This window comes from Leptolyngbya sp. CALU 1928 (assembly GCF_056784215.1).
Window position 1 is genome coordinate 2,148,053 of the sequence record NZ_JBXBCE010000001.1, and the last position, 20,703, is coordinate 2,168,755.

Genomic DNA, 20,703 nt, shown 5'->3' on the forward strand with positions numbered 1-20,703 from the left:
TGTTAATCCTCTTTGACCTGAAGTTAGAGATAAAGTATGTCAATTGATATTGCTAGTTATGAAGTTTTTCTAACCACAAATCCTCTGAGAATTAATGCTGCGCGCATGGAACATCTGGCATCTCTCAAGTTAAAGATTGCTGGCAAACGGGTTTTAGAAGTAGGTGCAGGAATTGGACTGCTCACTGGCTTTTTTGAAGAATTGGGCTGTTCTGTTCTAACGACCGATGGAAGATCAGACAATATTGCCGAGATTCGGAGGAAATACCCGCACCGTCAAGCAGAAGTGCTTGATCTAGACACGACTACCGATATTACTCATCTTGGTGAATTTGACATTATTTTCTGCTACGGCACCCTTTATCATCTTTCAAATCCTGAACAGGCAATTAGGGTGCTTGGGGCTGTTTGTCGAGAAATGATTTTGTTGGAGACTTGCGTCACCCCTGGGCAGGAATTAGAAATTCATCCCGTTTACGAAGACAAAGATAATCCGAATCAGGCGGTGTCGGGAACGGGGTGCCGCCCAACCCGTGCATGGGTTGTAGAAACCTTGAAAAAATATTTTGAGTTTGTTTATCTGTCCACCCATCAACCCGCCCACCCTGATTTTGATTTGCAATGGGAACCTGGGCTAGAAAAAAAACTTCATCGTGCAGTGTTTGTTGGGTCTAGACAACCGTTAAGTAATGAAAAATTGACCGAAACGATCGCAACTCATCAAACCTATGATCCTGATAGCTATCAGATTGTTCTTGACGTAGGCGCACATCAAGGACAATCAACCTTGAATCAGGCTATTTCTGATCCTGCGGTGACGGTGTATGCGTTTGAGCCGAATCTGAAACTGGCGGCAGAATTATCTGGTGTGGCACCTAACTATGTGGTAGTTCCGACGGCGATCGCGAAGCAAGATGGGGTAAGCGAGTTCTATCTCAATCAAGAAGATGCTGCTAGTTCTTTAAGACCGTTCGATCCGCAGGCTGTCCAGGAATGGATCGGTGGGGAAAATCTATGCGTTGAAACGACCACTATTGTGCCGACGATTCGCCTAGATACGTTCTTAAATCAAATGCAGATTGATGAAGTTGATTACTTAAAGATTGACGCTCAGGGTTCTGATTTTGATGTTGTGCTCTCCTTGGGCGATCGCCTACGAGATTGCCGCAAAGTTAAGTTAGAAGTTGCAACGACTCCAATCCAACTCTACTCTGGAGCCGCAACCAAAACAGAAGTAATTAGCTATTTTATCCAGCATGATTTTGTTTTGATTCATATCGATCAGCAGAGTCATGAACAGGAAGAAAATCTTACGTTTGTTCGCAAAGATCAGCTTCACGTAATGCCTGATCTAGATCAGTATATTCATACATTAGAGTCTGAATTATTAATCGATTTAGCAGAAAAAGTTGCAGATCATGAGCCACTTGAGTTAGTTCCTGGATGGCGTTTTGATAGTGGCTGGGATAGCCAAAAAATGACCGTTCAATTGCGAAGAGTGATATGGGATGAGATTAAGCAACGCAGCCTAGAGGCACGCATTTCGTTAACTTGGTATGATGATTTAAAGATTTTTCTACATCTAGGCAACGACCTTAGCAGTCAACTATTCGTTGAGGGACGGTATGATCCCAATGAATTTTACTTTTTAGATCAACTACTGTCGTCTGGTATGACAGTGATTGACTTGGGCGCAAACGAGGGTTTGTACACGTTGTTTGCGGCAAAACAAGTGGGTGGTTCAGGTAGGGTCTTATCGTTTGAACCCAGTTTGCGAGAGTTTCAACGTTTACAAGATAACTTGGCTCTTAACAAAGAAATTACCAATGTTCAAACCTTTCAAATTGCATTGTCTAATACCTCAAGCACCCAATTGTTGAAAGTAGCGGCAGACGATCATTCTGGTCAAAATACGTTGGGTGATTTCGCCTATGAAGGCATTGCTTGCTTGAATACTGAAACCGTTACCGTACGTCGATTAGATGATGTGCTTGAAGAACAGGCGGTTGAGGCGGTTGATGTGATTAAAATTGATGTGGAAGGGGCAGAGCATTTAGTGTTTGAAGGGGCTAGAAAAACATTAGAACGCGATCGCCCTCTAATTTTGTTTGAGTTAGTTGACCAAGCGCTACAAAAACAGGGCAGTTCGACCCATGAATTGCTGAGTGATTTGCGAGGCTTGGGCTACGAAATTTTTGCTTGGGGCAACTTTACAGGATTGCCGATCAAAACGATGCGAGACAGTCTTCCTGATGGCAATTTAATTGCGGCTCATCCTGATAGATCTTGGAATTTAATTGACGACGTAGAGCAAGTTCGACTCATGCAAATAGAATTTGAAAAAACCCAGGCAACGTTAGAACAGACAAAAGACACATTACAAGCCTCACAACAGGAAGTTTTACAACTTCAAATTCAACTGTCTCAGCTTCAAAATGAGTTGCAATTTACGAAGGATAGGTTTGAGGAAGCTAAAGTTGAATTACAACAAAACAAGGAGATGAAAGAGCAGGTTCAGACAGTATTGGGAAATCAAATTGCGGCGATGGAAAGTAGTAAGTTTTGGCAGGTGAGAAATCAATGGATTGCTTTGAGAAAGCGGTTGAGGTTGCCGGGATAATAATAAAGCGAACAAGATTATGGTTGATAGGATGAGCGCGATCGCCCTGGGTAGCAACTTGGGCAACTCCTTAGAAACCCTAGAAAGTGCTATTGCTGTGTTGGCAAAAACACCAGGGATTTTGGTGAAAGCGCGATCGCATTGGTATCAAACTAAAGCGATCGGTCCTCCGCAGCCCGATTATCTAAACGGCTGTGCAATTCTTCAAACAACGCAGCCGCCGCTTGCTCTATTGAATACTCTGCTAGAAATTGAGCAGCAGTTTGGCAGAGTTCGGCAGGGACGTAATGCTCCTAGAACATTAGATCTAGATTTGTTGTTGTTTGATGATATTGTCCTGAATGAACCTAAGCTTGAAATTCCTCACCCTCGAATGGTGGAACGGGCGTTCGTCTTGGTGCCGCTGGCAGAAATTGCCCCGAATTGGATTGAACCAATTTCAGGAAAAGCGATCGCAGAATTAGCCAAAGCAGTAGACTGGTCAGAAGTCAAAAAGCTTGACTAGTGTTTTTATCCTTTTCATCTGTATCTCCTATGCTCTTTGGTCACGAGCCTCCCCAACTGCTGAAACAGCGAATGCTCTACAAAGGGCGCAAATTTTCGTTTGAAGTCAATCGCTTTAAACTGCCCAATGCAGCGGAAAGTGATCTAGAATGCATCCGTCATCCTGGAGGAGCCTTAGCCGTCCCCATTACGTCAGATGGGAAATTTGTGCTGGTACGGCAATATCGCTTTACTGCAAAAGGGCGATTGCTAGAGTTTCCAGCCGGAACCGTTGAACCGAACGAAACCCCAGCAGAAACGATTCAGCGTGAAATTGAGGAAGAAACAGGTTATCGCGCCCATCAATGGCAGCCAATTGGCAGTTTTTTTGTGGCTCCCGGCTACTCGGATGAAGTGCTTCATGCTTTTTTGGCTCAGGACTTGGAGTTGCTGGATACTCCGTCTGAGAAAGATGTTGACGAAGATTTGGTTACTGTTTTAATGAGTGCCGATGAAGTTGAAAAAGCAATTTACAGCGGAGATATTGTTGACGCTAAATCCATTTCTAGCTTTTTTCTAGCGCGTCCTTTTCTCAATTGAAAAGCCTAAGTGTGCCTTCTTTGGTTAGTGGTGCTACTGATCTTGGCAGTTGCAAACGAGTGAGTGCGACTCCTATCTTTTGACAGTTTCTACTCTAGCTATCCCAATTTTTAATAATGATATGGATGATCTAATTTTATTTTGGCATCGTCGCGATTTGCGCCATGGGGATAATGTCGGTTTGGCGGCGGCTCGTGAACGCAGTCAAAAGGTTGTAGGTATATTTTGCCTTGATCCGGGCATTTTGCAGAGGGATGATGTGGCACCTGCACGGGTCACCTATATGGTGGGTTGCCTGGAGGTGTTGCAGGAGCAATATGCTAAGGCGGGTAGCCAACTGCTGATTTTGCAGGCGAACCCAGTGAAGGGAGTTGTTGAGTTGGCGATCGCCCTGAATGCAAAAGCGGTTTTTTGGAATAAGGATGTAGAACCCTATTCTAGGGAACGCGATCGCACGGTTGCTTCAGCGTTGCGAGAACAGGGGATTGAAGTCATCGCCTTTTGGGATCAGATTTTGCATCAGCCAAAGGATATCATCACTGGGACAGGCAACCCCTACACGGTATATGGACCATTTTGGCGAAATTGGAGCGGCAAGCCAAAAAGTGATCCTGTAATGCCATTGCAAAATGCCGTGGGGTTATCGGAAGCAGAGCAAGAAACGGCGAAACAAGCCGGGGCGATCGCGTTGCCCTCCGCTCAAGATTTGGGGTTTGTCTGGTCGAATCCGTTAGCGATCGAACCGGGTGAAGCCTCTGCGAAAGAAAGGCTGGAAAAATTTTGCGATCGCGCGATTTCAAGCTACGACGAACAGCGGAATTTTCCCGCCCATCCTGGCACCTCTCAATTAAGTGCTGCGCTTAAATTTGGGGCGATCGGCATTCGTACCGTTTGGGCAGCCACGCTTGAAGTAGAGAAATACGCCAGCAGCGATGAAGCCCGTAATGGCATTCGAGTCTGGCAGCAAGAGTTAGCATGGCGCGAGTTTTATCAACATGCGCTTTATGCCTTTCCTGAACTGGCAGAGGGTCCTTACCGCACTCCATTTAAAGAATTTCCTTGGGAGAATAACCAGGAGCATTTTCAAGCGTGGTGTGACGGGAGAACCGGGTATCCAATTGTGGATGCGGCAATGCGGCAGATGAATCAAACGAGTTGGATGCATAATCGTTGCCGGATGATTGTGGCTAGTTTTTTAACCAAAGATTTGATCCTCAACTGGCAATTCGGCGAAAAGTACTTCATGCAGCGGCTGATTGATGGCGATTTGTCTGCCAATAACGGCGGTTGGCAATGGAGTGCTTCCAGCGGCATGGACCCGAAACCGCTGCGAATTTTTAACCCGGCGAGTCAAGCTAAAAAGTTTGATCCTGACGCAGAATACATTCGTTATTGGCTACCAGAACTGAGGAGCATGGATACCGCAGATTTGATCAGTGGTAACCTGAACCCTAGAGATCGCGATCGCGCCAACTATCCCTCCCCCATCGTCGATCACAGTCAACAACAGCGACGATTCAAAGCACTTTATCAGCAACAAAAAGCAGGTATTGAGCAGACGAATACCCCCCTAAATTGAACCCCATAAATTGACTTGTGACATCGCCCAGACCTACGCTTGAGGAAGCTTGCAAAAAACCAGACTTATCATTGGGCAAACTGCAAGGCTGCTGGACTGTGATCTAAGGAATGTGCGAATGAAAACCCCGGCTCCTAGCGAATATCGAACCGTATTGCCCAAGGTAAACTGGCAAAAATATGAAGAGTTATTAGCAGAAATGGCAGGCACTCGCACTGCCCGATTCGCGTTTGATCGCGGGCGTTTAGAAATGATGAACCCCCTCGAAGAACACGATCGCTGCTACAAACTGATCGAATCTTTGCTGCTAGTCGTGACCGATGAAATCGATCAACCAATTACCAGCTATAAAACACCGACGCTGAAGCGAGAAGACTTGCAAATTGGCGCTGAACCAGACGCAGGCTACTATATTCAAAATTGCGATCGCATGGATGGAAAATCTGCGGTTGATCTAACCGTTGACCCACCGCCCGATTTAATCTTAGAAGTAGAGCTTTCTCGCAGTTCGTTTAACAAGTTTGCAATCTACGCCCAGTTGGGTATTCCAGAAGTATGGCGCTACATCAGTAAACCGGGCGAGACCTTTTTGAAGGGAAAGTTGTTTATTCACTATTTGCAGGGCGATCGCTATGTGGAAGAAGATCATGGGCTTGCCTTTCCGTTTCTCTCAGCAGGCAGAATCCTACAGTTTATCGACCAAAGCGATGTGGAAGGATTGCCCAAAGCCCTGCGTGATTTGCGGCTGTGGGTGGAGACAACTGTTTAATAGCGATCGCGTTCCACTTAACAATCTACTAAACCTTCAACGGCTCATCTTGCAGCTCGGCATCGACAACTTTTCCCAAGAATTTTGTCGATAATCCAGCGGCTTGCATCTATGGATTGAGTAACCTTTTTTCCATAACAAAATTCAGGAAGAATTGACCTCGACGCTCAACGGTTTGTGGATTAATCACATGAAATCCTTTTGCTTCAAAAAACGATCGCGCTGTAATGCTGGCTTCCGTCTTTAGGATTTCAATGTTTTGCGATCGCGCTGTGGCTTCAAGGGTTGCAAGTAACTGGCTACCGATACCCATTCGCTGAAAATCTTTGTGACAGTAAAAACAGTCCAGATGACCGTTAGATTCCAAATTTCCAAAGCCGACAATCTGCTGCTTTTCCTCAGCCACGAAGGTGATTGATTGACTCAATCGCTTCACCCAAAAGTCAATGTTGAGAGTGGTATCTGCCCACGCCTTGATCTGTTCTAGAGTGTAGTCGTGAATATTGACGTGATGCACCGTGTCGTAAAATAGGGTCGAGATCGCAGCAGTATCGGCGATCTCGTAAGGGCGAATATTCATATGCCATTAACTTTCTAGCAGCACAGGAGTTGGCGATATTTGCGATCGCTGTAACACTGCCATATCTTCCTCGTCCAGTTCTGCCGGAATCCCGCTGCGAATCAGTTCAGCAAAATCTTCATTGGGGATCATGATGCATAGGGCATATAGTCGCCCCGCACCCGTATTGTGAATTTCATGAATACCGGTAGGTGGCACCAAAATGCTATCCCCCGATCGCAGCGGAATTAGCTTCCCATCACAGATTGCCGTGCCTTCGCCCTTCAGCACAAAAAACATTTCTACTGCAAGCTGATGACGATTTGGCGGCGTTTTTCCTCCCTCATCAAAAATCTCAACGCAAAAAGTCAGAGACATATTGGCAATTTGGGGATCAAACACGATCGCCAATCGATTTGTATCCTCTGGGCTAATCCGAAACGCCTGATAATCACTGGGAGATTTAACCACCGGAATTACACAGCTTGTAGAACTCATAGAGTTACTCCTAGAAAAACTGGAAGTTATTAATTTTGAGCTTTGAACGTTTTAACTTAAAACTTAGAACTCAACCCTCAAAACTATTGATCCACTGCCTGCAAAATTTCCGTTGAGTTTGTCACAAAGCCGAAGCATTGTTTGACATTGTATAGAGTCGCTAACCAGCAATAGTCGGGGGATGTTGTCGCAGAGCAATCTTTCAACAAAATGCAGTCATATCCTAAAAAGTTTGCATCTTGCAGGGTCGCCATCACGCATTGATCAACATTTACTCCTGCAAATAACACTGTAGTTCGACCCAAGTTCTTCAGAATACTATCGAGCGGAGTATCCCAAAATCCGCTCATGCGGTACTTATCCACACAAATATCGGCGGGCTTTTGCTCTAGTTCATCCACGACTGCGGCTGCCCAACTATCTTTCATCAGTACGGGTGCCCCGTTGGTCGGCAGAGGATCACCTAGCCCAATGCCATCGCCAGTAGGGTTATAGACATGCAACGCTGCTGCACTAATATTCAACAAATCGGGACGGTTGCCCCAGTTGACCCAAATAATTGGAACGTGGGCTTGCCGCAGTACGGGCAATAATTTTTGTAAGGGCGCGATCGCGGCTTGAGTTGGAGTCACATCTACGCCAATGTGCGACAGCCAACCATCGGCATGACAGAAGTCATTTTGCATATCGATGATCAAAATAGCAGTCTTTGCTAAATCGAGTCGCAGGGTTTTGGTCTCGGTCGGCAAAGTGATGGGATGGGGTTTTAGGGGCGATCGCGTAATATCGGCGATCGTTGCATCCACCAACCAAGCATTGGGTTGAACTCCTAAAGGACGAAGCGGTGTAGTCATAATGGAGATTATTGCAACAACTTAAAACAATGGACTTAAAAATAGACTTAAAAAAACAAATAATTTGCTCTATCAGCACATGCCAAGTTTAGGGATTATATTCTCCTGCACAGATGAATTCATGTCAAAAAGCAGCATCCTTCGCTACCATTGTTTCGATCCCCTGACTAATTTGCCTTCGATCACTTCACAATGCCCCGTTTGATTGCATCTCCAACCCCAACCCCAACCTTCCGGCGACATTCCGATCCGCCTAAACTGTGGCGATGGGTGTTAGCAGGTTCTTTTTTGTTTCACCTAATTGCATGGGTAACCGTTCAAAATTTTTTGGCAGCTTCAGTTGTGCCGCAAAACTCTACCGCGATCGCCGTTGAATTTTTGGAACCGCTGGGGGAAGATGACGGCGTATCTTCCAGCCCGACTGCCCTTGCTCCGTCAAACAGTTCTCAACCAAGCCGACCAGTTGAAGAAACCACTATACAGCCGACGCGCTCCACGCTAGCGATTTCCCCAGACGGCATTTCACAGATTGCCCCAACTCAGTCCATTACAGAACCAGCGACACCTATTCCCACCCCGAACGCCCCCACTCAACCGATCTCACCCAAAAAGACAGTTCCATCTTCTCCTGCGAATACTCCCCGCCTCACAACCCAACCGAAGCGCACTGGCATCCAGACTGTGCCTGTTTCTGACGATTCCACCCTAAAAGAACCTCTGCCTGCTGTTTCTAACACTCGTCTGCCAGATGTGCCCATAGTGCCGAATCCGACCGATGCCAAGGACGATTCAAACAGAGCGATCGCGTCTATTCCGGTTCCTTCGAGTCCCGCTCCTGCTCAATTTATGGCACAATTCCGCGTGATCAACTCAACGCTTGATCCTTCAAATAGCGACCCTGATGCAACAATTTCTGCCCAGATTCTCGATGAACCCACTAAACTTTTCTCCTCAGATTCATCTAACTGCTCCCTTACGCCTAAAGCTTTCCATGGGTTTGGTCAGCCCGTAACGCTTCAGCTTCCTCTCAATGAAATAGGAGTTTTTGATCCTCAAAAGCTGGTTACTGTCCAACAATCCAGTGGCAACACTCAGTACGATGAACTGGCAACCTGCGTCACGAAAATTTCTCGCTTTATTCCTGCTTATAAGCAAACAGGCGATCGCAAACAGGCTGTATCAAGTGATTTAGAAATACAAGTTACTTTAATTCAATAGCCGGAATCATCCACAATATGCTAATTTAGTTAATGCCTAGTGAGTTCTCGGCAAAAAGCAATGCTCTGTTGGCAAACCTGCGGGTGTAGTTTAGTGGTAAAACCTTAGCCTTCCAAGCTAATGATGGGGATTCGATTCCCCCCACCCGCTTTGAAAGATAAACCCCTGAAGCCATTATATTGCAGTGGTTTTAAAGTTTTAAGGAGCCGTGCATTTTCTAGGACTCATATATTAATGATGAGACCAGTAGTAACGGATTTGATGCTACTTTAGTACAATTTAAGCCCATCTGGTAGTTCAAATGCACTATGACTGATCGCGAGTCTACAGCCTAATTCACAACCGCTTAAGGTCAAGCTAGAAAGGGTTATCTTTGGGTAGTTTCTTTTCCAGAAATCTCCTAAGAACGATCGGTTTCCTTTGCGGTTGAGTATTCTCTGGCAATGATGAAATTATCTAGGTGCCCAATGCCTTCGATCTCTACCCTCACGCGATCGCCAACTTGCATCGCCCCAATGCCTTCTGGCGTACCGGTTAGCACTACATCTCCTGGTAGCAGGGTCATCACCTGACTGATATAAGACACCAGCATGTCAGGCGAAAACACCATCTCGTCAATGTGGGCAGACTGAACCGGATTAGGATCGTTGTTCAAAAAGGTTTGCAGTCGGGCACTGGAGTTGATTTCTCGGACGATCCAGGGACCTAACGGACAAAAGGTATCAAAGCCTTTCGCACGAGTCCACTGGTGATCTTTTTTTTGCAGATCGCGGGCGGTTACGTCATTGGCAATGGTGTAACCCCAGATTTTGGTATGCGCTTCTTCGGGCGTACAGTGAGCACAGCGATCGCCAATGATTAGCGCCAATTCTCCTTCATAGTCCACCCGCTCAGTCTGAAAGGGATACTGAATTGCCGCTTCTGCGGCAATTACGGAGGTAGGCGGTTTAAGAAACAAGAGTGGCTCTTGCGGCACAGGTGTTCCCATTTCTGCGGCATGGCTTGCATAGTTTTTTCCAACCGCTACTATCTTAGATGGATAGCAGGGCGCGAGAATTTGATAGCTATCTGGAGCGAGTTCTAAGTCCGCAGGTTGTCCTTCCAACCAAGGGGGCGCATCTAAAGTGCGAACTTGACGATCAACCTGTAGCAATCCGTAATGAATTTGCCCGTCTTCGGTTTGAACGCGGACATAGCGCTGTGCCATAGGTTACCTTGAGTCTTGATTTCCATAATTTGCATAATAGAGATTATCTATCCAGAAGATTCTTATTTGCCTATGTGAAGAGAAATCACGAAAACTTTTGCCAGTGCCATCTCAGTTAATTGACTGATTGACCTTAGGATTAACTAGATTTTTGAATCGGGCAAAGGAGCTATTCCTCTCCGTTCTGCGGCGAGGCTTTGGGATTGCCATCTGAATCGGCATTCGGGGGCAAATCCACTTTCATACCCCGTCCGTAAGCGAGCAGAGTTTTTGATTCTAGAATTGTTCTTTTGAATGAGTACTAGCAGTAACAAGAGACTTCTGTTATGATGCTTATCCGTGCCTAATTAGCATAATTGGGCGGTTAGCTCAGTTGGTAGAGCGCCTGCCTTACAAGCAGGATGTCGCGGGTTCGAGTCCCTCACTGCCCATTAGTCTGTTGCCTGTTCAATTTATCTAGACAGCCAGTCTTTAATTTAGTCTCTTAGTCGTTGATGGTTCGTGTGATTATGTCAAAACGTGTTCAGTTGGTTCTCAACAAAGATGTTAGTAAGCTAGGTCGGTCTGGTGACTTGGTAGAAGTTGCTCCTGGCTATGCTCGGAATTATTTGTTGCCGTTGGGGTTGGCGGTTCACACTAGCCCTGGTGTGCTGAAGCAATTTGAGCGCCGTAAAGAGCATGAGCGCATCCGTCTTGCAGAGTTGAAAGAGCAGTCTGAATTAATCAAAAAATCGATTGAATCGGTGCAAACAATTAGCATTGCCAAGCAAGTGGGTGAGAACGATGCAATTTTTGGAACCGTTACTACTCAAGAAGTGGCAGATGCAATTCTAGCGTTGACAAAACAAGAAGTTGATCGCCGCACGATTACATTGCCTGATGTTCATCAATTAGGCGCATACACAGCAGAAATTAAGCTGCACCCTGAAGTATCTGCTACGGTAGTCATTCAAGTGGTGCCTGCTTAGGCGATCGCGTTTATCAGCATAAATCAAATTAGGGTTGGGCAGTGGCTCAGCCCTTTTTAATTACTGTTATTCATACTTACTTGTGCCACTTCAGCTTTTTCAAAGTGATCCTTGCGATCCTTTACGCTCACTCTCCGGTCATATAGAATAGTACATGAGTATTGAATGAGGAGGGTTGAATAAGGGTTTTGGCAGTCTTCAATAATGAATATAATTTGTCTCTATAGGTAGCGTTTAAGTATTCTAAAGATTGGCTATAAACTCTAAATGTAGTTAGGGCTTTCTGTCATCCAACGGTATAGTAATGGGGCTGAATCCTGCTAGTGATGTTTGGCTCAGTCAATATGGTGATCACCCTCCTTTAGGCTACTCGTGATGGTTCAGGAATTAAGCTTTCAGACTTTTAACGATCGCATTCCACCTCAAAATATTGATGCTGAAGAAGCTATTTTGGGAGGGATTTTTCTCGATCCTGAAGCATTGGGTCGAGTCGCTGATTTAATTCGTCCAGAAGCGTTTTACCTGACAGCCCATCAAGAGATTTTTCGGGCAACACTAGCGCTGCAAAGTAAAGGGATGCCCACCGATTTGATGAGTGTTTCGGCATGGTTGCGCGATCGCAATCTGCTAGAAAAAGTAGGCGGACAAAACAAGCTGATTCAGTTAATTGATCGAACCGTAAGCGCAGTCAACATTGACCAGTACGCAGCTTTGGTAGTGGATAAGCACATGCGCCGCAAGCTGATTCAGATTGGTGGCGAAATTTCCCAGTTGGGCTACGACGCTTCTCAGGATTTGCCCAAAGTTTTAGATCAAGCTGAGCAAAAAGTTTTTAGTATCACTCAAGATCGCCCCCAAGCGGGTTTAACAGCAACCGCAGACATTTTAACTAGTACCTTTACAGATATCGAAAGTCGATCGCTAGGGATGGTGCTACCAGGATTATCTTGTGGCTATTATGATCTCGATGCCATGACGCAAGGGTTCCAGAGATCGGACTTAGTCATCGTGGCAGGCAGACCCTCCATGGGGAAAACCAGCTTCGTAATGAACATTGCGCGAAATATTGCAGCGTTTCATAAGCTACCTGTGGCGATCTACAGTTTGGAAATGTCGAAAGAACAGCTTGTCCAGCGGCTATTAGCAAGCGAAGTAAGGATTGAGAGCGGTCGTCTGAGATCAGGGCGAGTCAGCCAGCAGGAATGGGAGCCGTTGGGACATGCGATTAGCTCTTTGTCTCAAGTGCCAATTTTTATTGATGATACGCCCAACATTAGCGTCACAGAAATTCGCTCGAAGGCGCGTAGGCTCCAGGCAGAGCAAGGAGGCGCACTGGGGCTGATCGTGCTGGACTATTTGCAGTTGATGGATGGCGGTGGCGAGAATCGAGTGCAAGAGTTGTCTAAAATTACGCGATCGCTGAAGTCGTTAGCGCGAGAATTAAGTGTGCCTGTGATTGCCCTATCCCAGTTAAGTCGCGGCGTAGAAGCACGCACCAATAAACGCCCCATGATGAGTGATTTGAGGGAATCGGGGGCGATTGAGCAGGATGCAGACTTAATTATGATGCTGTATCGTGACGAGTACTATAACCCTGACACCCCAGATCGTGGCATTGCGGAGGTAATCATCTCCAAGCATCGGAATGGTCCGACGGGGACAGTGAAACTGCTGTTTGAGTCACAGTTTACCCAGTTCCGCAACTTGGCAGCGCCTAGCCGGATGTAAAGATTGTGAAGTAGGATTGTGATCTAAGAAAGGAGGACAATCACTGCCCTCCTTTCTTAGATCAACGAATCACTGAACGGTGTTGAGTGCCCATATCTCTTTGAGTGCCTATACGGTGATGGTAATGGCATCAGCCGTAACGTTATTTGAAGTGCCGCCGTCAACTTCAAATAACGTTATGCTTGGATCAACGACCATCAGCACATAATAAGTTCCGCTACCCTGGTAGCCTGCCCAAGTTGAAGGTAATACGACAGAACCCTCAAAGGAAGGTCGCAGTATTGGATCAATATTGGTCGTGCTATTGAAAAAGGTTTGACCACTTGCTGCGATCGCGGCAAACGTTGCAGAGGTCAACCGAATATCATCAGAAACACCGTTATTATCAGCATCGTCGTCAAAAATGGTGTTTCTCGACAAGTAGAAACCTACCTCAAACTCGCTACCAATCGGATTCTGCGCGTCGGAGGCACCTTTGCCAATGTTCTGAACACTACCCGATACCGTGATAGTTCTGGTTAAGGCATTACTACCGGGGAGCGCTACCGAATTTTGGACTACATTGAATCCACTACCAATCAGATCCGGCAGACGAGAATCTTTGACAAGGATAGAGGTTCCTAATGCATTGTCGTTTTCCTTAGGGTTTCCTTGAGCATCCAGTTCCACAATCTCATTGCCTGGATCAACAATGACACCAATGTAGTAAGTTGAATCTCCCTTTGCATCCCAGAATGCATCATCTTTGCCGGGTAGTGTCAAGCGTTGGATACGGTTGCCATTAGTATCAGGGGCTAAGCCTGCGATCGTAGCAACATCGTTAGCATTTCTCTGTCCATCATTGTTGGTATCCAACCGATAATCGCCAGTGGTAATCGTCGCGTCAGTGGACAAGAAGAATCCAACCTTAAACGAGTTAGTTGGGCTACCTGTATACTTAACGATGTAGTCTAAATCAAACGCGAATGGAGTTCTCACACTAACAGACTGAGTGGCGGGGATAGATGTGCCATTTGTATTTTTCAGTGCCAGCGGTGCAACCGGAAATAGGTTTACGGGTAGCTGGGCTGCTCCTCTTGCAATGCTGATGGAATAATCAATCGAGCTTGTTGATGTGGACTGTAGCCGAACAAAGTAGGTGCCTGGGTTGAGGGTGACAGCCGTTAGCTCTTGTTGGTCAGCACCGTTTGCCGTAGAAACAAGTGAAACAGCCGTACCATTGGCTCTTATGATCTGGAAATTTGTTGTTGCAGCAAGCGCTGAGCCGATCGCAGTAATGTCTACTTTAGAAGCAACATCAAGCGTAAAGGAGTAAAAATCAGTTTTATCCTTTCCGCCAATTTGATCGTTGTATTGGGCAGTTCCATTCAACTTCCCAATACTAAATGCCGTAGTGGTCGTATTACCCGCTAGATCTACGGGAATAGGATTGGTTAAGACTGAAGCAATTTGTAAATTGGTGGCAATAGTTGGGAGGGCAGCAGTCGACACACGCTGTGTTTGATCCATGTACCAAATTATATTTTGACCAGTCGCTCTATTACGCCAAAGCAGATCTAACTCGTCATCGCCATTGAAATCTGCCATCCCATACATCCACCAATTTTTATCTGCTACTGGAGGAAATCTTATTTCTGAACGCAAACCACCTTGATTATTTAACAGCCGAATTGAGTTGTTTCCAGTCGTAAAATCGCGATAAAAAATATCTGGCATACCATCTTTGTCAAAGTCTTGCACAGACTGGACAGAAATCCCCGGCTTTTTCAGACTATCAATCTCTATAGATCCCGTTCGTTGCGCCTTATCATTCATCAACCAAGCTAATGTTCGATTGGTAGGAATGTACTCCCACAAAATGTCCGTATTGCCATCTTGATTAAAGTCTGCAGCTCCTGCAATACGCCAATTCGCGTCGTTAACAGCAGGTAAGACAACAGAGCCAATTCGGTTGACTCCCGCTGCATCCATAAACCAAATGCTGTTGTATCCACTAGCACGATCCCTCCAAACGTAGTCGAGGTTTCCGTCTCCATTGAAGTCTGCAACAGCTTCCATGCGAAAGTTTGGAGTGACACGTTCAGGGGAGGCGCTTGAAATACGCTTGGCGTTGTCCATTTTCCAGAGATAATTATCCCCAGAGGTATAGTCGCGCCACAGGATATCACTGCGAGAGGTGGTTAGGGTGTCAATGGTGAGAGTGTAGTTGATCGTGGTGGTTGGGCTAGAGGCATCCACCCGAATGTAGTAGGTTTCACCTGCTTCGAGGGGAGCTAAGGAATCGCTGATGATGACATCTGTCAGACCAGTGGAATTGTTATTGCTTGATCCCACCCTATCACTTTGATTTATGCCGTCAGCGTCGAGCAAAGAGACATTGGCATTGCCGCCTTGAGATTCAAGCTTAATGATGACATTGCTACTGCGGCTGACGGTTAGTTTGAAGTAGTCAGCGGTGTCATTTGCATCAAGAGAATAGCTGGCATTTTGGGCGCTGGAAAGGGTTATTTTTCCTGAGGTAGCCTTGATCCAGCGAGCATCAATACCTGCGATCGCCGCCGCATTATTATCAAAAATAGTGTCAGCCATAGGTAGTCCCCTTTTTAATAGCCCTTTATAATCGCGAGACTATCCTTCCCAGTTATGAAGAATAACCCTGCACTTTCGGCAGAACTTTATATAAATTTTGCATTTGCTATCCGGATCTAGGCTCAGCTAGTATTTCTACGCAGAAGATTTTTGAATACATTACCTTTTAGTAAATAGGAGGTCTCAGTGATGACAAAAGAAATATGGACAACAAACTGTCATCAGTTATTTCCTACACCGCTGTTTGTTTTTAAATTGCACGAACACGAGCTACTCGACCAAGCGCTGTTGCAGGTTATTTCACAGCAACGATCGCACGATGGCAATGGGCAAGCAGTTTCCAATGTATTAGGTTGGCATAGCCAGGGTAACCTGTTTGCCTTAGATGAGGTAAAACCATTTCGGGAATTGGTCGATTTGGCGATCGCGGAATCTGCTAGGGCAATGGGCTACGAAAATGTGCGGATAAAAGCGGCAAACTGCTGGGCAAATGTGAATCCGAAGCACGCTAGTAATAAGATTCACGACCACGCAAATTGTTTGTTTAGTGGTGTTTATTATGTGAAAGCACCGAAAGAGTCGGGCAATTTGATGTTTTATGATCCTCGATCAGCGCGAACATTTTATAAACCGACAGTGCAAAGTTACACCGCATTTACGGCTGACGCGATCGCCCATGTTGCGGAAGCAGGACTACTGCTGATCTTTCCAAGTTGGCTTAAACATGGGGTAGAACCCAACATGAGTGATGAAGAGCGAATTAGCGTTAGCTTTAATTACATTTTTGGCTGATTGAGAAAACAGATAATTGATTCAATTGAACGATCTCAGGCTCCACAAGTTGAGTGAATTATTAGCAGAATGGGTAAGCTTAGTTATCCGGATAAGTCTTAGTTCTGGACGATAAAGTATCAATAGATATCGTCTATATTTCATCAGGGTGCAGCCACAATTAACCCTATTTCCTCAAAAATTGAGGAGGTTCTATGGATCTTTCCCGTTTGGCAGTACAGTTGGTCATTGCGGCAGTGTGTGGTTTACTTGGAAATTTCCTGATTCCTCGACAAGTTCCAGGAAAATTCTTTGGTTTAGTGGTGGTTGGGTTTATTGGGGTTTGGTTGGGTGTCTGGGTTTATCATTTATTGAAAACTCAATACGGTGTTGCGGCTCCGTTTTTGAGTTGGAATGTGGTCAATGTGCCAATTATTCCGTCCGTTTTGGGAAGTGCCGTTGTGATTTATGCACTCACTACGGTCTTAAGGTGGGGGCGCTATAACCCATAGGGATTTTTCCTGATCTGTCTTATTGCGCTGAAGACATAAATAGGAGGGGCGCATCCTAGTTTTGCAAGTTTGCCCTCATCCCCTAGCCTTTTCTTCTAAAGTGAAAGAAGGGGAATTAGATTCAAACTCCCTCTCTCGCTCTGGAGAGCAGGACTGGTTCATCGGCGGTAGAAAAATGATAACGGGGATATCCTTTCTTGCCCAGTTAGCCACGAGCCTGATTGATTCCCTCAAACAAGTGCGAGACTATCAGACTCAACCGCAGTATCCCTTGTGGGTTATTTTGTTGCGGGTAGTGATGGCACCGATGAGTGTGTGTGTGGTATCGAGCGATAGAGTCCTTTGTGGTGCGCCATCAAACCCAATTGCCAACGGTACTCGAAGTGCCCTATGAGCGGTTACCCTGCTACTCGACCATTCGTCGCGCCTTAGTGCGAGTTGACTTTGAGTTGTTAACTGAGGTCTTCAACCAGTGGGCACAGGAGACGATTGAACTTGAAGACCAGGCTTCTTGCGCGGTGAATGGCAAGAACATCCGAGTCAGTCTGAGAGATTACGACTCGGCGTATCAAGATTTTACCCGGCGTATCAAGATTTTCTCAGTATGGTATCGGTGCTGAGTAGTTGGTTGAGAATGGTCGTCGGACTTCAATCTATGCACAACAAAACCAGTAGTGAAATCGCCACGGTACAAACCTTGTTGGAGCATATCGAGTTACAAGGCGTGGTTTTTAGTTTTGATGTACTGCACGCCAAAAAAATAATCGGGCAAATCATTGTCAGTCAAAACCACTACCTGATTGCCATCAAAGCCAACCAGACGGTGTTTTACATTAGTTCGCTGGTGACTGATGTCGCTGAGTTTGCGCGGCGTATCCGGGAGCATGGGCACATTGAAAATCGTCTGCATTGGTGAAGATGGGGGCTTGAAGAAAGATACGCCCCCGCTGTGTGAGGGTCATGCTTTGATGAATATGGCAACTGTGCGAACCTTTGCCCTTAACCTCTTCCGGCACCATGGGTTCGACTCTTTGCCTAAAGCGATTCGACAGGTCGCTCATCATATCCCTTGCCTATTTTCTTTCTGCCAATGAATCAGCCCTGCCTTGCCCGTTGGGCTAGGGCTAGGGCTAGGGTGAGGGCAGATTTTGCAATTCATCGCGCTATTCAGCAACGCCAAAAATCATTCAACAAATGCCCGATACTTGATAAAAGCTTACTGTTAAAGCTTCAGCCAAAGTTAATTCGGAGCAGGGATAGATCATCATCCAGTGATTCATTGGGACTAAGGGTTTTAACGTGGTCTAACACATAGTTGAGTCCCTGGTCGGCGATCGCCCGACGATGATCACTCAGCAGCGCAATAAATCCATCTAATCCCCAAATATTCCCATCGGGCTGGATAATTTCATAGATGCCATCGCTAAAAATGTAGAGCGTGCTAGCCAAAGCGATATCACACCGTTGATTACTAAATTTTGTATCCGGCATCATGCCAATCGGCAAACTAATTGTTTTAAGCTGCTTCACCTCAGTATCATCCGGGTTCGTGTTGCAAACTAGCAATGCCGGAGGATGCCCCGCGCTGGAGTAAACCAGTTGGCGTTTTGCTTGGTTATAGACCCCATACCAAATCGTAAAATATTTATCGTTCTGGTCATCCATCTGAAACGCTTCGTTGAGGGCGCGCAAGACATGACTGGGCTGATAAAAATTAACCCCATCCATCGATTGCGATCGCAGCAAATTTAAGACCGAAATCGATGGTAATGCCGCCCCCAATCCATGCCCCGATACATCCAATAAGTAAATCGCTAGATAATCTGGATCGAGCCAGTAATAATCGAAACAGTCCCCGCCCAACTGCCGAGAAGGAATAAAGCGCGAGTCAATGTTGACAGTGCCCACTAGAGGAGCCGGAAGCAGCGATCGCACATACCCCGCCGCTTCCACCAACTCCGCCTCCAGCATTTGTTTCTGCTCTTGCAGGGCTTGATAGACTCGATTCAGCCGCAATCCTGCCCGCACCCGTGCCCTTAATTCATCTGGATCGACGGGTTTTGACAAAAAATCATCAGCCCCGCTATCTAACCCTAAAATCCGATCTTCGACGCTTCCCCGAGCCGTGAGCAAAATAAGAAAAACCATCGAAAGTTCTGGGTCGGCTTTCAGTTTGCGGCACACCTCCAGCCCATTCATGCGGGGCATCATCCAATCGCAAATAATCAGCGCCGGACGAAATGACTCCGCGTACCTTATCCCCTCTTCACCGTCGTTGGCAGTCATCACTTCATATCCTTGCTCTTCAAGGATTCTTCTTAAAAAGACCTGAGCGGTGGAATCGTCTTCAATAATGAGAATTCTTGTTACAAAATTAGACATAGAAACACAAATACCGTGCAGGATAGTCAGGGAATACTTGTCTTCAAAGGAATGACTAAGTAGTTTTAACTTAGTGAAGCGATTAAATCATCAAAGATTAACCATACACTAGGATGGAAGGCTAGAGAGTCAGGGGCTATAGTTCAGATATCTGCCATTTTCTGACTATTTCATCAAACCATTCTTCCAGTTTATTAGGACTACACTGGTGACACTTTTCAGAGCCTCAACATTGCAACCACCCCACCGAGCATTCCTTCAAGTTAATACAGATCTTGACGCGCTTGCTCAAGTGCTTGAGTGGTTTGACCAATTTAATCATCCTCCAATTCATTCCCAAGCTTGGATGCAGTGCCAATTGGCAGTAGCCGAAGGATTTACGAATGCAGTGCGTCATGCTCATCGTAATTTATCTGCGGAAACTTTGATTGATTTAGAAGTACAAGTGTTTGAAGACCGCATTGAAATTCGGATTTGGGATCAAGGCGCACCCTTTGATCTGGAAAAGCGGCTCCAAGAGATGCCCCATGAATGGGACACAGAGGCAGAAGGCGGACGGGGACTAAGATTGATGCAGCGAATCTCAGATATTCTCACCTATACCCGAATGCCAGATGGTCGCAACTGTTTGTTGATTCTAAAGAAGACATGAAGGAGTTAAAACCAAGAGAATGAGCTTACTTGATCGCTAGAAATACTTGCAGTATTTTAAGGTGGTTTTCAGCAACCCTACCTGTGGGGCTGAATTGCCAAGCTGATGCCTACAACTCGAATTTTAAGATTGAGGCGGCAGGGCGCGTCTGCCTAAGCCCTACGTTGGCACTAGAGCCTTTAAGTTTATTAAGACTACACTGGTGACATTTTTCAGAGCCTCAACATTGCAACCACTCCACCGAGCATTCCTTCAGGTTAATACAGATCTTGACGCGCTTGCTCAAGTGCTTGAGTGGTTTGACCAATTTAATCATCCTCCGATTCCTCCCAAAGCTTGGATGGAGTGCCAATTGGCAGTAGCCGAAGGATTTACGAATGCAGTGCGCCATGCTCATCGTAATTTATCTGCGGGAACTTTGATTGATCGGGAACTTTGATTGATTTAGAAGTACAAGTGTTTGAAGATAGGATTGAAATTCGGATTTGGGATCAGGGCGCACCTTTTGATCTGGAAAAGCGACTGCAAGGCATGCCCCACGAACGGGATACGGAGGCAGAAGGCGGATGGGGGCTAGGATTAATGCAGCGCATTTCAGATATTTTTAGTTATACCCGGATGCCGGATGAGCGCAACTGTTTGTTGATTTTGAAGAAAGTGTAGGAGCAATGGCAGGCACAAGACCTAATAGTATCAAGCTAATAGGCTTTTAAAA

23 protein-coding genes and 2 tRNA genes are annotated in these 20,703 nt (G+C 45.9%); 19 read left to right on the plus strand and 6 right to left on the minus strand.

What is annotated here, in order from left to right; all coding sequences use genetic code 11:
• The first annotated feature begins 36 nt into the window (after nt 1-36).
• From AC1S5B_RS09985 to AC1S5B_RS10005, 5 genes are all read left to right on the plus strand, one after another.
• Nucleotides 37-2,619: an FkbM family methyltransferase gene (locus tag AC1S5B_RS09985; protein ID WP_482035526.1), complete on the plus strand. Its 2,583-nt coding sequence runs from the start codon at nt 37-39 to the stop codon at nt 2,617-2,619.
• 19 nt (nt 2,620-2,638) lie between these two features.
• Nucleotides 2,639-3,124: a 2-amino-4-hydroxy-6-hydroxymethyldihydropteridine diphosphokinase gene (gene folK / locus AC1S5B_RS09990; protein WP_482035527.1), complete on the plus strand. Its 486-nt coding sequence runs from the start codon at nt 2,639-2,641 to the stop codon at nt 3,122-3,124.
• 29 nt (nt 3,125-3,153) lie between these two features.
• A complete protein-coding gene (locus AC1S5B_RS09995) occupies nt 3,154-3,702 on the plus strand; it encodes an NUDIX hydrolase (protein WP_482035528.1) in 549 nt (182 codons plus the stop codon).
• Between the two features lie 121 nt (nt 3,703-3,823).
• The gene (locus tag AC1S5B_RS10000; protein ID WP_482035529.1) at nt 3,824-5,281 is read left to right on the plus strand and encodes an FAD-binding domain-containing protein; all 1,458 of its coding nucleotides are present in this window, start codon (nt 3,824-3,826) and stop codon (nt 5,279-5,281) included.
• A 118-nt stretch (nt 5,282-5,399) separates the two neighbouring features.
• On the plus strand, nt 5,400-6,050 hold the full coding sequence (locus tag AC1S5B_RS10005) for a Uma2 family endonuclease (RefSeq protein ID WP_482035530.1): 651 nt from the start codon (nt 5,400-5,402) through the stop codon (nt 6,048-6,050).
• Between the two features lie 109 nt (nt 6,051-6,159).
• Here AC1S5B_RS10005 and AC1S5B_RS10010 read toward each other — a convergent pair whose 3' ends face one another.
• From AC1S5B_RS10010 to AC1S5B_RS10020, 3 genes are all read right to left on the minus strand, one after another.
• Nucleotides 6,160-6,630: a GNAT family N-acetyltransferase gene (locus AC1S5B_RS10010; protein ID WP_482035531.1), complete on the minus strand. Its 471-nt coding sequence runs from the start codon at nt 6,628-6,630 to the stop codon at nt 6,160-6,162.
• A gap of 6 nt (nt 6,631-6,636) precedes the next feature.
• Nucleotides 6,637-7,107, minus strand: a complete 471-nt coding sequence (locus tag AC1S5B_RS10015; RefSeq protein ID WP_482035532.1) for a cupin domain-containing protein — start codon at nt 7,105-7,107, stop codon at nt 6,637-6,639.
• Between the two features lie 83 nt (nt 7,108-7,190).
• A complete protein-coding gene (locus tag AC1S5B_RS10020; protein ID WP_482035533.1) occupies nt 7,191-7,961 on the minus strand; it encodes a cysteine hydrolase family protein in 771 nt (256 codons plus the stop codon).
• 192 nt (nt 7,962-8,153) lie between these two features.
• Here AC1S5B_RS10020 and AC1S5B_RS10025 point away from each other — a divergent pair, with 192 nt between their 5' ends.
• Complete coding sequence (locus AC1S5B_RS10025) at nt 8,154-9,179, plus strand: hypothetical protein (RefSeq protein ID WP_482035534.1); 1,026 nt, start codon at nt 8,154-8,156, stop codon at nt 9,177-9,179.
• A 79-nt stretch (nt 9,180-9,258) separates the two neighbouring features.
• A tRNA-Gly gene (locus AC1S5B_RS10030) sits at nt 9,259-9,329 on the plus strand.
• 250 nt (nt 9,330-9,579) lie between these two features.
• Here AC1S5B_RS10030 and AC1S5B_RS10035 read toward each other — a convergent pair.
• Nucleotides 9,580-10,386 carry a fumarylacetoacetate hydrolase family protein gene (locus AC1S5B_RS10035; protein WP_482035535.1) on the minus strand — a complete coding sequence of 269 codons (807 nt, stop codon included), beginning with the start codon at nt 10,384-10,386 and terminating at the stop codon, nt 9,580-9,582.
• A 358-nt stretch (nt 10,387-10,744) separates the two neighbouring features.
• On the opposite strand from AC1S5B_RS10035, the gene AC1S5B_RS10040 reads away from it, so the two are divergent.
• The 3 genes from AC1S5B_RS10040 to dnaB all read left to right on the plus strand — a co-directional run bounded on the left by AC1S5B_RS10040 (nt 10,745) and on the right by dnaB (nt 13,082).
• Nucleotides 10,745-10,817: transfer RNA gene (locus AC1S5B_RS10040), tRNA-Val, on the plus strand.
• A 78-nt stretch (nt 10,818-10,895) separates the two neighbouring features.
• The gene (gene rplI / locus AC1S5B_RS10045; protein ID WP_482035536.1) at nt 10,896-11,354 is read left to right on the plus strand and encodes a 50S ribosomal protein L9; all 459 of its coding nucleotides are present in this window, start codon (nt 10,896-10,898) and stop codon (nt 11,352-11,354) included.
• 375 nt (nt 11,355-11,729) lie between these two features.
• On the plus strand, nt 11,730-13,082 hold the full coding sequence (gene dnaB, locus AC1S5B_RS10050; RefSeq protein ID WP_482035537.1) for a replicative DNA helicase: 1,353 nt from the start codon (nt 11,730-11,732) through the stop codon (nt 13,080-13,082).
• A gap of 108 nt (nt 13,083-13,190) precedes the next feature.
• Here the strand turns inward: dnaB and AC1S5B_RS10055 are convergent, their stop codons facing one another.
• A complete protein-coding gene (locus AC1S5B_RS10055; RefSeq protein ID WP_482035538.1) occupies nt 13,191-15,671 on the minus strand; it encodes an FG-GAP-like repeat-containing protein in 2,481 nt (826 codons plus the stop codon).
• Between the two features lie 189 nt (nt 15,672-15,860).
• Between AC1S5B_RS10055 and AC1S5B_RS10060 the strand changes: the two genes are divergently transcribed.
• From AC1S5B_RS10060 to AC1S5B_RS10085, 6 genes are all read left to right on the plus strand, one after another.
• Nucleotides 15,861-16,463, plus strand: coding sequence for a TIGR02466 family protein (locus AC1S5B_RS10060; protein WP_482035539.1), 603 nt, complete (start codon nt 15,861-15,863; stop codon nt 16,461-16,463).
• Nucleotides 16,464-16,657: 194 nt separating this feature from the next.
• Complete coding sequence (locus AC1S5B_RS10065) at nt 16,658-16,954, plus strand: hypothetical protein (protein WP_482035540.1); 297 nt, start codon at nt 16,658-16,660, stop codon at nt 16,952-16,954.
• Between the two features lie 175 nt (nt 16,955-17,129).
• Nucleotides 17,130-17,348 (plus strand): hypothetical protein, encoded by a 219-nt coding sequence (locus AC1S5B_RS10070; protein ID WP_482035541.1) that lies wholly within the window; start codon nt 17,130-17,132, stop codon nt 17,346-17,348.
• Nucleotides 17,299-17,574 carry a hypothetical protein gene (locus AC1S5B_RS10075; RefSeq protein ID WP_482035542.1) on the plus strand — a complete coding sequence of 92 codons (276 nt, stop codon included), beginning with the start codon at nt 17,299-17,301 and terminating at the stop codon, nt 17,572-17,574. The genes AC1S5B_RS10070 and AC1S5B_RS10075 overlap by 50 nt, the downstream gene beginning before the upstream one ends.
• A 35-nt stretch (nt 17,575-17,609) precedes the next feature.
• Nucleotides 17,610-17,870 (plus strand): hypothetical protein, encoded by a 261-nt coding sequence (locus AC1S5B_RS10080; RefSeq protein ID WP_482035543.1) that lies wholly within the window; start codon nt 17,610-17,612, stop codon nt 17,868-17,870.
• Complete coding sequence (locus AC1S5B_RS10085) at nt 17,839-18,048, plus strand: hypothetical protein (RefSeq protein WP_482035544.1); 210 nt, start codon at nt 17,839-17,841, stop codon at nt 18,046-18,048. Before AC1S5B_RS10080 ends, AC1S5B_RS10085 begins: the two co-directional genes overlap by 32 nt.
• Nucleotides 18,049-18,184: 136 nt before the next feature.
• Here the strand turns inward: AC1S5B_RS10085 and AC1S5B_RS10090 are convergent, their stop codons facing one another.
• The gene (locus AC1S5B_RS10090) at nt 18,185-19,336 is read right to left on the minus strand and encodes a PP2C family protein-serine/threonine phosphatase (protein ID WP_482035545.1); all 1,152 of its coding nucleotides are present in this window, start codon (nt 19,334-19,336) and stop codon (nt 18,185-18,187) included.
• 208 nt (nt 19,337-19,544) lie between these two features.
• Here AC1S5B_RS10090 and AC1S5B_RS10095 point away from each other — a divergent pair, with 208 nt between their 5' ends.
• The 3 genes from AC1S5B_RS10095 to AC1S5B_RS10105 all read left to right on the plus strand — a co-directional run bounded on the left by AC1S5B_RS10095 (nt 19,545) and on the right by AC1S5B_RS10105 (nt 20,651).
• Nucleotides 19,545-19,988 carry an ATP-binding protein gene (locus AC1S5B_RS10095; RefSeq protein WP_482035546.1) on the plus strand — a complete coding sequence of 148 codons (444 nt, stop codon included), beginning with the start codon at nt 19,545-19,547 and terminating at the stop codon, nt 19,986-19,988.
• A gap of 226 nt (nt 19,989-20,214) precedes the next feature.
• Nucleotides 20,215-20,427, plus strand: a complete 213-nt coding sequence (locus AC1S5B_RS10100; RefSeq protein ID WP_482035547.1) for an ATP-binding protein — start codon at nt 20,215-20,217, stop codon at nt 20,425-20,427.
• Nucleotides 20,424-20,651 carry an ATP-binding protein gene (locus AC1S5B_RS10105; RefSeq protein WP_482035548.1) on the plus strand — a complete coding sequence of 76 codons (228 nt, stop codon included), beginning with the start codon at nt 20,424-20,426 and terminating at the stop codon, nt 20,649-20,651. The genes AC1S5B_RS10100 and AC1S5B_RS10105 overlap by 4 nt, the downstream gene beginning before the upstream one ends.
• Nucleotides 20,652-20,703: the final 52 nt, after the last annotated feature.